General features: G+C 61.2%; 15 protein-coding genes. 12 read left to right on the top strand and 3 right to left on the bottom strand.

What is annotated here, in order from left to right:
* The first annotated feature begins 12 nt into the window (after positions 1-12).
* The 3 genes from phnE (ACOYQJ_RS15415) to ACOYQJ_RS15425 are packed head-to-tail and all read left to right on the top strand — an operon-like array spanning position 13 to position 2,827.
* Positions 13-894 carry a phosphonate ABC transporter, permease protein PhnE gene (gene phnE / locus ACOYQJ_RS15415; RefSeq protein WP_422906931.1) on the top strand — a complete coding sequence of 294 codons (882 nt, stop codon included), beginning with the start codon at positions 13-15 and terminating at the stop codon, positions 892-894.
* Positions 891-2,210, top strand: coding sequence for a phosphonate ABC transporter, permease protein PhnE (gene phnE / locus ACOYQJ_RS15420; protein WP_422906932.1), 1,320 nt, complete (start codon positions 891-893; stop codon positions 2,208-2,210). The genes phnE (ACOYQJ_RS15415) and phnE (ACOYQJ_RS15420) overlap by 4 nt, the downstream gene beginning before the upstream one ends.
* Positions 2,210-2,827, top strand: coding sequence for an LbetaH domain-containing protein (locus ACOYQJ_RS15425; RefSeq protein WP_422906933.1), 618 nt, complete (start codon positions 2,210-2,212; stop codon positions 2,825-2,827). The genes phnE (ACOYQJ_RS15420) and ACOYQJ_RS15425 overlap by 1 nt, the downstream gene beginning before the upstream one ends.
* An 18-nt stretch (positions 2,828-2,845) precedes the next feature.
* Here ACOYQJ_RS15425 and phnF read toward each other — a convergent pair whose 3' ends face one another.
* The gene (gene phnF / locus ACOYQJ_RS15430) at positions 2,846-3,559 is read right to left on the bottom strand and encodes a phosphonate metabolism transcriptional regulator PhnF (RefSeq protein ID WP_422906934.1); all 714 of its coding nucleotides are present in this window, start codon (positions 3,557-3,559) and stop codon (positions 2,846-2,848) included.
* Positions 3,560-3,692: 133 nt separating this feature from the next.
* On the opposite strand from phnF, the gene phnG reads away from it, so the two are divergent.
* The 8 genes from phnG to ACOYQJ_RS15470 are packed head-to-tail and all read left to right on the top strand — an operon-like array spanning position 3,693 to position 9,911.
* Positions 3,693-4,097, top strand: coding sequence for a phosphonate C-P lyase system protein PhnG (gene phnG, locus ACOYQJ_RS15435; RefSeq protein WP_422906935.1), 405 nt, complete (start codon positions 3,693-3,695; stop codon positions 4,095-4,097).
* On the top strand, positions 4,097-4,675 hold the full coding sequence (gene phnH, locus ACOYQJ_RS15440) for a phosphonate C-P lyase system protein PhnH (protein WP_422906936.1): 579 nt from the start codon (positions 4,097-4,099) through the stop codon (positions 4,673-4,675). The genes phnG and phnH overlap by 1 nt, the downstream gene beginning before the upstream one ends.
* Positions 4,676-5,764: a carbon-phosphorus lyase complex subunit gene (locus ACOYQJ_RS15445; RefSeq protein ID WP_422906937.1), complete on the top strand. Its 1,089-nt coding sequence runs from the start codon at positions 4,676-4,678 to the stop codon at positions 5,762-5,764.
* A complete protein-coding gene (locus tag ACOYQJ_RS15450; protein WP_422906938.1) occupies positions 5,761-6,618 on the top strand; it encodes an alpha-D-ribose 1-methylphosphonate 5-phosphate C-P-lyase PhnJ in 858 nt (285 codons plus the stop codon). Before ACOYQJ_RS15445 ends, ACOYQJ_RS15450 begins: the two co-directional genes overlap by 4 nt.
* An 8-nt stretch (positions 6,619-6,626) precedes the next feature.
* The gene (gene phnK / locus ACOYQJ_RS15455; RefSeq protein ID WP_422907045.1) at positions 6,627-7,397 is read left to right on the top strand and encodes a phosphonate C-P lyase system protein PhnK; all 771 of its coding nucleotides are present in this window, start codon (positions 6,627-6,629) and stop codon (positions 7,395-7,397) included.
* Between the two features lie 28 nt (positions 7,398-7,425).
* Positions 7,426-8,109, top strand: coding sequence for a phosphonate C-P lyase system protein PhnL (phnL, locus tag ACOYQJ_RS15460; protein ID WP_422906939.1), 684 nt, complete (start codon positions 7,426-7,428; stop codon positions 8,107-8,109).
* Positions 8,106-8,660 carry a phosphonate metabolism protein/1,5-bisphosphokinase (PRPP-forming) PhnN gene (gene phnN, locus ACOYQJ_RS15465; protein WP_422906940.1) on the top strand — a complete coding sequence of 185 codons (555 nt, stop codon included), beginning with the start codon at positions 8,106-8,108 and terminating at the stop codon, positions 8,658-8,660. The genes phnL and phnN overlap by 4 nt, the downstream gene beginning before the upstream one ends.
* A 57-nt stretch (positions 8,661-8,717) precedes the next feature.
* Positions 8,718-9,911, top strand: coding sequence for an alpha-D-ribose 1-methylphosphonate 5-triphosphate diphosphatase (locus ACOYQJ_RS15470; protein ID WP_422906941.1), 1,194 nt, complete (start codon positions 8,718-8,720; stop codon positions 9,909-9,911).
* Between the two features lie 236 nt (positions 9,912-10,147).
* On the opposite strand, the gene ACOYQJ_RS15475 is transcribed toward ACOYQJ_RS15470, so the two are convergent.
* A complete protein-coding gene (locus ACOYQJ_RS15475) occupies positions 10,148-11,065 on the bottom strand; it encodes a threonine/serine dehydratase (RefSeq protein ID WP_422906942.1) in 918 nt (305 codons plus the stop codon).
* 69 nt (positions 11,066-11,134) lie between these two features.
* Between ACOYQJ_RS15475 and ACOYQJ_RS15480 the strand changes: the two genes are divergently transcribed.
* The gene (locus ACOYQJ_RS15480; protein WP_422906943.1) at positions 11,135-11,977 is read left to right on the top strand and encodes an LOG family protein; all 843 of its coding nucleotides are present in this window, start codon (positions 11,135-11,137) and stop codon (positions 11,975-11,977) included.
* Between the two features lie 18 nt (positions 11,978-11,995).
* Here ACOYQJ_RS15480 and ACOYQJ_RS15485 read toward each other — a convergent pair whose 3' ends face one another.
* The gene (locus tag ACOYQJ_RS15485) at positions 11,996-13,864 is read right to left on the bottom strand and encodes a polysaccharide biosynthesis protein (protein ID WP_422906944.1); all 1,869 of its coding nucleotides are present in this window, start codon (positions 13,862-13,864) and stop codon (positions 11,996-11,998) included.
* Positions 13,865-14,238: the final 374 nt, after the last annotated feature.

A 14,238-nucleotide genomic window follows, 5' to 3' on the forward strand; every position in this document is an offset into this window, starting at 1 on the left:
CTCGGGGGGCCCATGACAGACGCGGCATTCCAATCCGACGGCGCCAGCTCTTCGGTACAGAGCATCCAAAGCGCCTACATTGCGCAGGTTCAGCGCCGTCGCCTTTATGGTGGACTGACTTTGCTGATCTTTGTTTTGCTCATGGTCTCGGGCTTCAACGTGGCGGACGCGCGCAATGCTGGCGGCTTCTGGGAAGGCTTGCACAATATCGGCGACTACCCATCCGATGTGCTGTCCGAAGCCTGGGAAAAGCGCGCCGATCTGCCTGCACTGATCGTGAAATACTTTCCCGCACTGGTCGAGACGCTCAACATCGCGGCGGTCTCAACGCTGATCGGGGCCGGGTTCGGCCTTGTGCTTTCCCTGCTCTCGACCCGCGGATTGGCGCGTTGGCCGCGCATGATCCCGTTGTTTCGCCGTAAGATGGACGTGATGCGCGCCGTCCCTGAGATCGTCATCGCGCTGATGCTGATCTTTGTTCTGGGGGGCGGGCCGGTGCCCGCAATGATCGCGATCACGATCCACACTGCTGGCGCCTTGGGCAAGATGTTCTCGGAGGTTGCCGAGAACGCCGATCTGAAGCCGGTCGAAGGGTTGGCCTCGGCGGGCGCTAACTGGACCCAGCGGATGTGGTTGGGGGTCTTGCCGCAGGTCGCGCCGAATTTCCTCAGCTATGCGCTGCTGCGGTTCGAGATCAATATTCGCGCCTCAGCGATCCTTGGTTTTGTCGGGGCTGGCGGACTTGGGTACGAGCTGCGAAATGCCATGGCATGGGGGCCGGGCCGGTTCGATGAGGCCGCGGCGATCTTTGTTCTTCTCTTTGGCTCGATCATCTTCTTCGACCAACTCTCCAGTCGTTTCCGCAACCGCCTGACCGAAGGAGAGCGCGTATGACAACCGCAACGCTCGACATGGCGAAAACCGGGGCCGAGGCCCTTATCCGCCGCAAACAGATGATCGCCTATTCCATCCCGGCGCTGATCTGCCTTTATCTTGGGTACATCTTCTTTGCCTTCGACATTCCCGGCCTCGCGCAGCGCGCGAAATGGGAAAACGCGGTCACGCTGGCCTCTGACACATGGTCCTACAAGGTGCATGTGACGCGCGATCACCGATCCGGCGATATCGCCTATGCGGTCGAGGGGGAGCGAAAGGGAACCTATCCCCAAGGCACGCGCCCCGATTGGGTCAGCGGCGATAAGATCGTCGTGGTCGATTTGGGCGGAGGCCAGATCCTGCGCCTTCTACCGGAAAATCGCAGCGAATTTGATGTGCCCGGCTATGGCACCATAGAAGCGCAGTTCATTGGGGGGCGTGTGGTGACCAACCTTGGCGAAACTACGCCCGCGTGGATCAATGCCAGTCGGAACCGCGTCGCCATCACCACCGATCAGGCACGCGTCACCGTCACCCGCTCCAAAACTGAGGCCTTCCGCTATTTCGGTGGCTGGGAGCTGTTCTGGTACACTTTTGACAGCCCCTATTATGGTCACGGCCCGTTGGACATTTTGTTTGGTGCACAGATTGACCCGAAGCGTGGCAATATTCCCGGTGCATGGGCCGATTTCTGGAGCAATCCGATGTGGCGGCATGGCGATGTTGCCTGGGCCATTGGCGAGACGATCCTGATGGCCTTCCTTGGCACATTTGGCGCGGCCATGGTCGCGCTGCCGCTGGCCTTTATGGCGGCAAAACGCTTTGCCCCGTTTGGTGCCCTGCGCTTGGCCATGCGACGCCTGTTTGACTTTGTGCGCGGTGTGGATGCGCTGATCTGGACCGTCGTTCTGGCCCGCGCCTTTGGTCCGGGCCCGTTGACCGGGGCCTTGGCGATCTTGGTGACAGACACCGGCACTTTTGGCAAAACCTTCTCCGAGGCGCTGGAAAACGTCGATCAGCGGCAGATCGAGGGGATCAGCTCGACCGGAGCCAAACCTCTGCAACGTTATCGCTTTGGGGTGATTCCGCAGATTGTCCCGGTGCTTCTGGCACAGGTGCTTTACTTCCTCGAATCCAACACCCGTAGCGCCACGATCATCGGTGCGATTACTGGCGGCGGGATTGGCCTGCTGTTGACGCAGGCGATGCAGACTCAGAAAGATTGGGAAGAGGTCGCCTATTACATCTCGCTGGTGATTGTCATGGTGATGATCATGGATTGGGTCTCGGGTTGGCTGCGCGCCCGCTTGATTGGCCGGGTTCAGGTACACTGATGCCTCGTCTGAGCGCCGAGGCACCGGTGATCCACGAGGGATGTCAGATCACCAACTGCACCTTTGGCCGTTACAACGAAGTTGGGCGCGGCAGCCGTTTGGCGCACAGCGAGATCGGCGATTATTCCTATTGCGATCGCAATGCCGATATCGCCAATGCGAGTGTCGGCAAATTCGCGAATATTGCGGCGTTCAGCCGGATCGGGGCGACCGACCATCCGTTGCACACCGCCGCCTGCCACCATTTCCTGTATCGTTCCAACGATTACTGGGATGACGCCGAGGCGGACGAGGTCTTTTTCGAGCATCGCAAGTCACGGCGCGCTTACATCGGGCACGATACATGGATCGGCAACGGCGCGATGATCAAACCCGAAGTGAGGCTGGGCCATGGGGCCGTTGTCGCTTCGGGCGCGGTGGTCACAAAGGATGTCCGGCCCTACACCATCGTTGCGGGCATCCCTGCGCGTAAGCTGCGCGACCGCCAGCCGCCAACGGTGGCCGAACGGCTGATGGCTTTGGCGTGGTGGGATTGGGACCACGCCAGCCTGCGCGGCGCGCTGTTGGATTTCCGCACCTTGAGCGCGGTGGCGTTTCTGGAAAAATACGGCGGCTGAAGCTGCCTCTGAAACGCGTCAGGCTTCCAAAGTCAGCGTCACCCGATCACCAGCAAACCATGTCCGGCCGTATTCCACCGGCAGGTGGTCTTGATCGACATTTACGCTGGTGGTGCGAAGCAGCGGGTCCCCTTCGCGCAGGTGCAGGTGCAGCGCTTGGGTGGCATTGGCCAAAACCGCAGTCACGCGGGTGGAGGCACGGGTGTAATCGGCCACCCCGATTTTTTTCAAGGCCAGGGTTACGCTGTCTGCCTCTCGCAAGGCGTGTTCCAACCCGGAAAGCCTTTCCAGCGGGAATACACTTTCGGCCAGCGCCACAGGTTGGCCGTCGGCCAGCGACAATCCGTGATAGGCCAGCACCGGATCGCCGAGGGCAATGCCGAGGGCGCGGGCCTCACCGTCTGTTGCAAGGCGAATTTCCAGCGAGAGGGTGCGTTTGGCAGGCATGCGCCCGGCCTTCAGCAGGTTCTCGGTAAAGCGGACGCGTTTGCCAATGGGGTATTCGGTCGGGCGGGCGGTGACAAAGACACCCGCTCCGCGCCGCGTGCGCACCAGTCCGTCCTCGACCAGCGCAGAGAGCGCGTGGCGGATCGTGTGGCGATTGACGCCAAACCGCTCGGCCAGTTGCGCCTCGGTTGGCAGTTTGTCGCCCGGACCATAGCGCCCCTCGGAAAGATCGTCGCGCAGGTCAGAGGCGATGGAAAGCCAGAGCGCGGTGCCAGTGTTACGCAAATTTCACAAATCCTTTGTGGCAGAAAACCCGCCTGAGCTGTATGATGTGTATAGTTGTATAGATCATCGCGGATTTGTCGAGATGCAAACGGAAGACCTCGGGTCAAGCGCCCGTCAACACTGGATGAGCCTGATGGCCAAGGCACCCGATGGGCGCGTGTCCGCCCTGTTGGATGCGGCCTGCGCGCGCCCTGTCTTTGACTGGTTGCGCCGACCCGAGGTGGGCAGCGTCATGGTGCGGGGCCGCGCGGGCGGAACCGGGACGCCTTTCAATCTGGGGGAGATGACCGTGACCCGCTGCGCCCTTCGGTTGGGCAGCGGCGAGGTTGGGCATGCCTATGTGCAGGGCCGCCGCAAAGATGACGCCGAAGCCTCGGCGCTTGTCGACGCGCTGATGCAGACAACAGCCGCCGGGACAGTGCGCAACGCCGTTCTTGATCCGCTTGCCGCGGAGATGGCCGATGCCAAGGCGGTCCGCGCCCGCAAGGCCGCTGCAACGAAAGTGGAATTTTTCACCATGGTCCGGGGGGAAGGCTGATGCAGATGACCGCTTTGGATGGCGGGTTTGCGGACCCGGCCCTGCAATCGGCCAAGGCCTTTCGCGGTGTGATGACCGCCATGGCTCAGCCCGGCTTTATCGCCGAATTGCACGGCGCCATGCCACCCACTCCCCTGTCGCCGGCTGCGGGTGCGGTTGTGCTGACGCTATGTGATCCCGATACGCCGATCTATCTGGCGGGACAGGCCGATTGCCCCGAGGTCCGCAATTGGATCGCGTTTCACACCGGGGCGCCGTTGACCGGGCCTTCGCATTGCGCCTTTGCCCTTGGAACATGGACGGCGCTGGCCCCTTTGTCCGCCTACCCGGTGGGCACATCGGAGTACCCTGACCGCTCGGCCACGCTGATCGTTGAACTGCCCCGACTAGAAGCCAAAGGCGCCACCCTGCGCGGACCCGGCATTAAGGATCGCGCCGCCCTGTCCCTGCCTGAAACGCGCGCCTTCGTGGTTAACCGCCGGCTGTTTCCCCTCGGGTTGGACTTCATCCTGACCAGTGGCAGCCAGGTGGCCGCCTTGCCACGTTCGACCAAGGTCAGCCCTTCGGAGGGTTCCTGAATGTATGTGGCAGTCAAAGGCGGCGAGGCCGCGATCAACAACGCCCATGCCTGGCTGGCCGAGGAACGCCGGGGCGATCCCAAGGTTCCAGAACTCAGCATTTCGCAAATCCGCGAACAGATGGCGCTGGCGGTCAACCGGGTGATGGCCGAGGGCTCACTTTATGATCCGGATTTGGCGGCATTGGCGATCAAGCAGGCGCGCGGTGATCTGATCGAAGCCATCTTTCTGATCCGCGCCTATCGCACGACCCTGCCCCGCTTTGGCGGTTCTGAGCCGGTGGATACGTCTGCGATGGCCTGCGACCGACGTATTTCCGCGACCTTCAAGGATTTGCCCGGTGGGCAGGTTCTGGGGCCGACCTTTGATTACACGCACCGCCTGCTGGACTTCAAACTCGCCGCCGAGGGCGAGGCGCCATGCGCGCCAGAGCGCGAGACAACCGCCGCCCCGGTTCCGCATGTGACGGATTTTCTGAACCGCGAGGGGCTGATCGAAGAGGCGCGCGCCGATGACACGCCCCCGCCCGATCTGACTCGCGAACCGCTTGAACTGCCCGCGGATCGCGCGCTGCGCCTTCAGGCGCTGGCCCGCGCCGACGAAGGCTTTACCCTGTCGATGGCCTACTCCACCCAGCGCGGCTATGCCCGCAACCACGCTTTTGTCGGGGAATTGCGCATCGGCTCAGTGCCGGTGGAAATGGAGATCCCCGAACTTGGTTTTGCGATCGAGATCGGCGAGATCACCCTGACCGAATGCGAAACGGTCAACCAGTTCAAAGGCTCCAAGACAGAGCCTCCGCAATTCACCCGAGGCTACGGACTTGTCTTTGGCCAGACCGAACGCAAGGCGATTTCCATGGCATTGGTCGATCGCGCCATGCGCTGGGAAGAATTGGGCGAAGATTACGTCGGCGCCCCGGCGCAAGACGCTGAATTCGTGCTGTACCACGCCGACAACATCCAGGCGACGGGCTTTCTCGAACACATCAAGTTGCCCCACTACGTCGATTTCCAGTCCGAACTGGAATTGGTGCGCAAACTGCGCCGCGAGACCGGGGGCGTTCAGGCACAAGAGGCGGCGGAATGACCGATCAAGCGTATAACTTCGCCTATCTGGACGAACAGACCAAGCGGATGATCCGCCGCGCCATCCTCAAGGGACTTGCAATTCCGGGTTATCAGGTGCCTTTCGCCAGCCGCGAAATGCCGATGCCTTATGGTTGGGGGACGGGCGGCGTGCAGGTCTCTGCTGCCGTGATGACCGCCGAGGATCGGTTCAAGGTGATCGACCAAGGCGCCGATGACACCACCAACGCGGTGTCGATCCGAAGCTTCTTTGAGCGGACTGCCGGGGTGGAAACCACAACTCGCACAGTTGAGGCGACAGTTATACAGACCCGCCACCGCATCCCCGAAGAGGCGCTTAGTGAAGGTCAGATCCTTGTCTATCAGGTGCCGATCCCGGAACCTCTGCGTTTTCTAGAGCCGCGCGAAACCGAGACGCGCAAGATGCACAGCCTCGAAGAATACGGCTTGATGCATGTGAAGCTTTACGAGGACATCAGCCGCCACGGCCACATCGCCACCGCCTATGCCTATCCTGTGAGGGTCGAGGGGCGCTATGTCATGGACCCGTCGCCGATCCCGAAATTCGACAACCCGAAACTGTCCGATTGCCCGGCGATCCAGCTGTTCGGCGCAGGGCGTGAACAGCGCATCTATGCCGTGCCGCCCTACAGTCAGGTGGTCAGCCTTGATTTTGAAGACCACCCCTTTGACCCCTCCAAGGCGCCACATCCCTGTGGGCTTTGCGCCGCCGAGAACAGCTATCTTGACGAAGTCATCATCGACGATCAGGGCGGGCGGATGTTCGTCTGTTCCGACACGGACCATTGCGAGGCGCGGCAAGCCGCAGGCCATCGCGGAAAGGATGCCGCATGAGCGAAAATCTGTCGCCCCTTCTGTCGGTTCGCCAGCTGGGCATGCGCTATGGAAGTCATATCGGGTGCGCCGAGGTTTCGTTTGACCTGTTCCCCGGTGAAGTCATGGGCATCGTGGGTGAAAGCGGCTCGGGCAAGTCCACGCTGCTGAACTGCATGGCTGGGCATCTGGCGCCCGATGCAGGTCAGGTGATCTTCGACACCCGCAGCGATGGGCCGCGCGACACGGTCACCATGTCCGAGCCGGAACGCCGGATGTTGAGCCGCACCGATTGGGCCTTTGTCCACCAGCACGCCCGCGACGGGCTGCGCATGGGGGTCAGTGCTGGCGGCAATATCGGCGAGCGGCTGATGGCAGTCGGCGCGCGCCACTACGGCGACATTCGCGGCAAGGCTGCCGATTGGCTGGAGCGTGTCGAAATCGACACAGGCCGCATTGACGACCGTCCAACCACCTTTTCGGGGGGCATGCTGCAACGCCTGCAAATCGCGCGCAATCTGGTGACAGGGCCGCGGCTGGTCTTCATGGATGAACCCACCGGCGGGCTGGACGTCAGCGTGCAGGCGCGGCTGCTGGACCTGTTGCGCGGTCTGGTGCGCGACATGGGCCTGTCGGCCATCATCGTCACCCATGATCTGGCAGTGGTGCGCCTGTTGGCAGACCGCCTAATGGTGATGAAATCGGGCCATGTGGTGGAATCCGGTCTGACAGATCAGGTGCTTGACGATCCACAGCATGGCTACACTCAGTTGCTGGTCTCAAGCGTATTGCAGGTGTGACCCGGGATATTTGGAGCCCAAGAGGACCATGATCGAAATTTCGGACGTTTTAAAGACATTCACCCTGCACAATCAGGGCGGCGCGGTGATCCGCGTGATGGAGGGCGCAAACCTGAAGGTCGCACGTGGCGAATGCGTGGCCTTGGTCGGGGCCTCGGGCGCGGGCAAGTCCACGCTGATGCGTATTTTGTACGGTAACTACCTTGCCGAGACCGGCGCTGTGCGGGTGGCGGGCGTGGACGTGGCGCAAGCCGCCCCTCGCGAGATCCTCAAGCTGCGACGCGAAACGCTGGGCTATGTCAGCCAGTTTCTTCGGGTGGTGCCGCGCGTACCCACGCTGGACGTGGTGGCCGAACCCCTGCGCGCCGTTGGTGTGCCTGCGGATCAGGCGCGCGCGCGCGCGGCAGAGTTTTTGCGGCGGTTGAACATCCCGCAGACCCTTTGGGAACTGTCGCCAACAACCTTTTCCGGAGGCGAACAGCAGCGTGTCAACATCGCGCGCGGTTTTGCCCATGCCTATCCGGTGCTGCTGCTGGATGAACCCACGGCCAGCCTTGATGCCGCCAACCGCGAGGTGGTGTTGGGGTTGATCGAAGACGCCAAGGCGCGCGGCGCTGCGATTGTCGGGATCTTCCACGACGAGGCCGCGCGGGCCCGTGTATGTGACCGGGAGATCGACGTGACCCGCTTTACCCCAGAGCGCGCCGCATGAGCGGGCGCCTGATCGCCGTTGTCGGCCCGTCGGGCGTGGGCAAGGACAGTGTGATGGCCGGCATCGCCGCTGCGGCGCCGCATATCCGCCTTGTCCGACGGGTTGTCACGCGGACGCCCGATATTGGCTGCGAACCGCACGACACCGTGGACGCAAAGCGTTTCGAGGCCATGCAGGTCGCGGGGGCCTTTTGCCTGCACTGGGGCGCGCATGGCCTGCTGTACGGCATTCCGGCAAAGGTTCTTGAGTCGGTTCGGCAGGGCGAAACACATATGGCCAATCTGTCGCGCGGGATCTTGAAGGACGCGCAAGCCGTCTTTCCGGCGTTGACGGTTTTGAACATCACCGCTCGCCCGGAGGTTCTGGCCAAACGCTTGGCTTTGCGGGGCCGCGAAGACAGGGCCGAAATCCAACGCCGCCTTGCCCGTGCAAGCATCGCCCTGCCTGACGGCGTACCTGCGATTGATCTGCCCAACAACGCTGCTTTGGAGGAAGCCGTCGCCCGCGCGCTGGCATTGCTTCAGTCGGAAACGGTGGGGCGGTGCGGATGATTCTTTGCCCCCATGTTTGCCTGCGCGCACACGACTGATTATCGGGAATTTTGTGACATGAACTCTTTGATCGACCCAAGTGATCTGGCACCTGCACAAGACACCAGCGGGGGCGCAAACATCTGCCTTGCCAATGCCCGGCTTGTCTTGCCCGATCAGGTTCTGACCGGAGCGATAACCATCTCGGACGGTATGATCATCGAGGTGCGCGAAGGTGACAAGGTGCCGTTTGGCGCCATCGATTGCCAAGGTGATTTCGTCACGCCCGGACTGGTCGAGCTGCACACCGACAACCTTGAGCGCCATATCGAGCCGCGTCCCGAGGTGACCTGGCCGCACCTCGCCGCCATCCTTGCGCATGATGGAGAGCTGGCTTCGACCGGGATCACCACGGTCTTTGACGCCATGCGGGTGGGGTCGATCCACAGCGGCAAAGGTCGCTCCGACCAATACGCGCGTTCACTGGCGAGCGAGCTGCTCTCGCTGCGAGACGCGGATGCACTCCGGATCAGTCATTTCCTGCATTTGCGGGCCGAGATCTGCTCGGAAACTCTGCTGGAGGAATTGGCTGAATTCACCGCCGAAGACCGCGTCGGCATTGTCAGCCTGATGGATCACACTCCCGGACAACGGCAGTTTCGTGATCTGGCCAAGCTCAAGACTTACGTGTCCAAAAAACGCAACATGACGGATGCGGAATTCGACGAACATGTGGCGCATCTGAAGGGTTTGCGCGTGACTTTTGGCGATCGGCACGAAGCCGGCGCTGTGACCGAGGCAAAGCGCCTTGGCGCGGTGCTCGCCAGTCACGATGACACAACAGCGGCGCAGGTGGAGCAGTCCAAGGGCAATGGCGTGGGCTTTGCCGAATTCCCAACGACGGTCGAGGCTGCAAAGGCCTGCCGCGACCGGGGCATCGCCATTATGATGGGGGCACCCAATATCATCCGGGGCGGGTCGCACTCTGGCAATGTCTCGGCTCTGGAGCTGGCTGAACTTGGACTGCTCGACATTGTTTCCTCTGACTATGTGCCATCGGCTTTAATGTCGGCGGCGTTCCGGTTGGGGGCGCTTTGGCAGGATATACCGCGCGCGATCCGCACCGTGGCCGCAGCCCCCGCAAGGGCAGCAGGCCTAGTCGATCGCGGCGAGTTGGGTGTTGGGCAGCGCGGCGATCTGCTGCGCATTGCAACGCTGGATCAGACGCCGGTTCTGCGCGGCGTCTGGAGCTGCGGGCGACAGGTTGGATAACGACCGGTTCGCCCCTTGAAACAGCCTGCCCTTGTCATGCAACCGCAACACAAAGCCGCTAGGTCTGGTCGCGCATCGGTATCGGGCCAAAGAGCCTTATCAAGCTGTCGGGGGACAAAAGGTATGACGACGATAGATCCATGGCGTTTCGTATTGCGCTGTTTGTTCGAACCATCACAGCGGTCGGTGTTTGACGACTGCTGGTCTTGGCTGCAAGGTGCGCAGAGGAACGCGACCTATGCCAAAGGATCGGGGGCGATATTGCCACCGCAGAGCAATACCGCTACGCGTTCGCCCGGCTCGGGAACATAGGCGCCCCATTGTACAGCGGCCAAGGCACAAGCGCCCGCCGGTTCCACCAACAATCTATGGCTTTGCCACAGAGCCTTTTGCGCCTCGAGTATTGCCCCGTCCGGGACCAGTGCGACCTCAATACCCTGTGCCTTGGCCAGATCAAAGCAGATCGACCCGATCCGGCGCGCGCCCAAGGCGTTGGCAGCGACGCCTGACACTGGCACATCGACGGGTGCACCTTGGTCCAGCGCCTTGGCAAGGGCATTGCAACTCATCGGTTCGACGGCGACGATCTTGCGTGCCCCTTGCGCCCAAGCCATCGCTCCGGCGATCAGGCCGCCGCCGCCCACAGCGATCAGGACTGTGTCGGCCTCCAGCCCCTGTGCCTCCCACTCTCGGAGCAGCGTGCCCTGACCGGCGACAGTATGCGGTGCGTCATAGGCATGGACCTGCATCGCGCCTTGTTCCTCTTCGTAACGCTTGGCCAGATCCAGCGCGTCGGCGTATTCGCCGGGCACGACCGTCAGGTCAGCGCCGGTACGTTCGATCATTGCAATCTTCGACGGCCCGGCGATTTCCGGAACGAAGATGCGCGCCCGATGCCCCAGACGGTGCGCGGCAAAAGCCACGGCCGCCCCGTGATTGCCACCCGAAGCCGCAACGATACCGCCATCTGGCACCTCAAGCGCGGTCAAGGTGTTGAAAGCGCCGCGCGCCTTGAAACTGCCGGTGTGCTGTAGCTGCTCCAGCTTCAACTCGATGGGGCGTTCCCACAGGGCGTCCGTTTGCATCACAGGGGTTTTGACCACGTGGCCTTTGATCCGCGCGGCGGCGGCTTCGATTTCCGGTTTCCAGTTCATTCTGCCCTCACTGGCGCTTTGCCTGGCAAGGCTATAGTCGTGAGGAAAGAGTAACAAGGACGCCGAATGATGACCGAAGATCGCCGCAGCCCGTTCCGCGATGCCCATCTGGATCGCGACACCGCTGAACATGTACCTATCACACCCCAGACGCAGTCCCCCAGCTATCGGCTGGCCTTTGCAGACGAAGATTTCATGTGCCGGGATGAGTTGCGCCCGGTGCGGCTGCAACTGGAGTTGCTGAAGTTTGATATGCTGCTCGACAAGCACGAGATCGACTCGACCATCGTTTTGTTTGGCGGCGCGCGCATCCCGTCGCCTGCCAACAAGGACAAGGCGCGCACCAAGACGCTGGCCGAACTGTCACATTTCTATGACGAGGCCCGCAGTTTTGCCCGCCTGATGACGCGTAAATCAATGGCCACGGGCAACCGGGAATTCGTGATCTGCACCGGCGGCGGCCCCGGCGTCATGGAGGCGGGCAACCGCGGCGCCGAGGAAGAAGGCGGGGTGTCCATCGGATTGAACATCGTGCTGCCGCATGAACAGGCCCCGAACCCCTATGTGACGCCGGACCTGTCCTTCAACTTTCACTACTTCGCGATCCGCAAGATGCATTTCCTGATGAGGGCGCGGGCGATCTGTGTCTTTCCGGGCGGCTTTGGCACGTTGGATGAAATGTTCGAGGCGCTGACACTGATCCAGACCGGACGCATGAAGCGCGTTCCCTTCCTGCTGTTCGGCCGCAAATTCTGGGAGGGGATCATCAACTGGGATACCCTGTCGGATGCCGGAACAATCAGCGCAGAGGATCTGGATCTGTTCCGCTTTGTCGAAACTGCCGAAGAGGCGGACGAGATAATCGCCAATTGGGATCCGGCACCTGCGCGGGATGATATTCCCGGTCGCTGAATCGGGAACAGGGGCCGCTCAGGTGCTTTGAGCGGCCTCGGCCATTTCGGCCTGCTCGACCCAGCGCGAAATGACGGCCCGTGCGGCCCCCTCATCGCGCGTCTCCACCGCTTGGCGCAGGTCCTTCAGCGCGGTGGCGATCTCGAATTCCGACAGATACCCTTCCTGTGCGCGCAAGATTTTGGCGTGCGGTGTAGTCAACATGTCGGGAGAAATCAGAAGTTCTTCGTGCAGCTTTTCGCCGGGACGCAGGCCGGTGATCTTGATCTCGATATCACCGTTCTGGTTTTCCTTGTCCTTGACGGTGTAGCCCGCGCCTTCGATCATCTGGCGCGCCAGTTTCTTGATCGGAACCGGGTCGCCCATATCCAGCACAAAGACATCGCCACCCCGGGCAAAGGAGCCTGCCAAAAGCACAAGGCGGGCGGCTTCGGAAATGGTCATGAAATAGCGGGTGACTGAGCCATGCGTCAGGGTCACGGGACCACCACGGGCAATCTGTTCTTCGAACAGCGGAATGACCGAGCCGCTGGACCCAAGCACGTTGCCAAACCGCACCATCGAAAAGCGGGTTCCGGAACTGCGCGTCGCAAGATCCTGCACCAGAAGTTCGGCGAGACGCTTTGAAGCGCCCATGACATTGGTCGGACGCACGGCTTTGTCCGACGACACAAGGATAAAGCGTTCGACCCCTGTATCGCGCGCCGCATCGGCCAGTACCTTGGTGCCCAACACGTTGTTCTTGAGCCCGGCAATCGGGTTACATTCGACCAATGGAAGGTGCTTGTAGGCGGCGGCATGCAGGACGACGTCAATGCGGTGCTCGACCAGAACATCACGCATCAGGTTTTCGTTCAGAACCGAGCCAAGGATCGGAACGATGTGAAATCCGGTGCTCAGATCGCGCAGTTCCTTGTCGATATTGTAGAGAGCCAGTTCAGAGTGTTCGACCAGTACGATACATTCGGGTTTGCAAGCTATCAGCTGACGACAAAGTTCCGAGCCGATCGACCCACCCGCGCCCGAAACCAGAATGCGCCGCCCGGTATAGGCATGGCTCACACCCGGAAGTTCGTTTTCAAGACGGTTGCGGCCCAGCAGGTCATCCAGCGACACCGGGGTTGCACGGTTTTCCAGATCGCCCTTGCCGATCAGTTCGGCAAATGAGGGCAGGGCATGCACTTCGCACCCGATGGTCCGCACGCGATGCGCAATGCGTGCCAGCTGCGGCGGGCGCATGGACGGCATTGCCAGAACAACCCGGTCGATGCCTTTTTCGACGATCAGTTCCTTGATCCGGGCCGGGGCGAACACCCGCAGACCTGAGATTGTCGAGCTTTGCAGCGTGGGGTTATCGTCCACAAAGGCAACGGCCTGAATGGCATTGTCCTGACGAAGCGCGGCAACCAGCTGCTGGCCGGTTTGTCCTGCGCCATAGATCAGAACCCGCATGCGGGTCTTGCCGTGGCGGTAAATGTCGATGGTCACCTGAAGCAGAGCCATCCGCCATGTGACGGCCAAGACAAGCAGCACGAGCGAAAAGATCAAGAAAACCCCAACCGGCAGGCTTGATCCCATTGTCGCGTTCATCGCGATGCCGGTCACGCCAAGCATGCCTGCAAAAGCACCAGTGCGAATGATGCCGCGGGTTTCATAGGCAGCCAGTTTGATCCTCGGCAGACCCAGCCACCAAGAAATCGCCGTCCCGGCAACGACAAGGCCTGCCACCAAGGGAACCTGTGCATTGAAGGTTGGCCAGTCTGCACGGACCGAGGCTTCGAGAGATATGGCGAGGAAAAATGCGATGGGAATGATCACCGCGTCGATCAAACTGAATACAACCTGTTTCTGTTGTCGAGACAGAGCCGTGACAAGTTCGTAAAACATACGCGCGATTGTCCCCTGTGGCGGCAATTCTGAAGGCGCCTGACCACATTTTATTATCGTTAATCGGCCCAAAGGCCGACATGCGTTGAGCTCCCGTATTACGGGAGCCCGCATCGTTCCACCCCTATCTAGGGGAACGCCCAAATATGAAGCAAGAGTAGAATTTCTGCACTTGCAAATTCGAGCGGATTTCCACCGGAAAAGCCCGATTTTGCATCTTTTTGTAGTCTGTTCTGCCTTGCCTTCAATTTCCAACGTCCGCGGATTTACGGGAAATGGAACAATTGCAGGGGCTCGGCCGTTAAAACACACTCTTTCACCTGCTGCGACAACCCTGTATGCAGCGCGCCAGTCGCATGGGCACCAACGCCTGT

This window comes from Pacificoceanicola algae (assembly GCF_049341065.1).
In the GTDB taxonomy this organism is placed as follows: Bacteria; Pseudomonadota; Alphaproteobacteria; order Rhodobacterales; family Rhodobacteraceae; genus Pacificoceanicola.

Coding starts and splice junctions, on each gene's coding strand:
- phnE (WP_422906931.1), top strand. CDS start 13: ATGACAGACGCGGCATTCCAATCCGACGGCGCCAGCTCTTCGGTACAG.
- phnE (WP_422906932.1), top strand. CDS start 891: ATGACAACCGCAACGCTCGACATGGCGAAAACCGGGGCCGAGGCCCTT.
- ACOYQJ_RS15425 (WP_422906933.1), top strand. CDS start 2,210: ATGCCTCGTCTGAGCGCCGAGGCACCGGTGATCCACGAGGGATGTCAG.
- phnG (WP_422906935.1), top strand. CDS start 3,693: ATGGCCAAGGCACCCGATGGGCGCGTGTCCGCCCTGTTGGATGCGGCC.
- phnH (WP_422906936.1), top strand. CDS start 4,097: ATGCAGATGACCGCTTTGGATGGCGGGTTTGCGGACCCGGCCCTGCAA.
- ACOYQJ_RS15445 (WP_422906937.1), top strand. CDS start 4,676: ATGTATGTGGCAGTCAAAGGCGGCGAGGCCGCGATCAACAACGCCCAT.
- ACOYQJ_RS15450 (WP_422906938.1), top strand. CDS start 5,761: ATGACCGATCAAGCGTATAACTTCGCCTATCTGGACGAACAGACCAAG.
- phnL (WP_422906939.1), top strand. CDS start 7,426: ATGATCGAAATTTCGGACGTTTTAAAGACATTCACCCTGCACAATCAG.
- phnN (WP_422906940.1), top strand. CDS start 8,106: ATGAGCGGGCGCCTGATCGCCGTTGTCGGCCCGTCGGGCGTGGGCAAG.
- ACOYQJ_RS15470 (WP_422906941.1), top strand. CDS start 8,718: ATGAACTCTTTGATCGACCCAAGTGATCTGGCACCTGCACAAGACACC.
- ACOYQJ_RS15475 (WP_422906942.1), bottom strand. CDS start 11,065: ATGAACTGGAAACCGGAAATCGAAGCCGCCGCCGCGCGGATCAAAGGC.
- ACOYQJ_RS15480 (WP_422906943.1), top strand. CDS start 11,135: ATGACCGAAGATCGCCGCAGCCCGTTCCGCGATGCCCATCTGGATCGC.
- ACOYQJ_RS15485 (WP_422906944.1), bottom strand. CDS start 13,864: ATGTTTTACGAACTTGTCACGGCTCTGTCTCGACAACAGAAACAGGTT.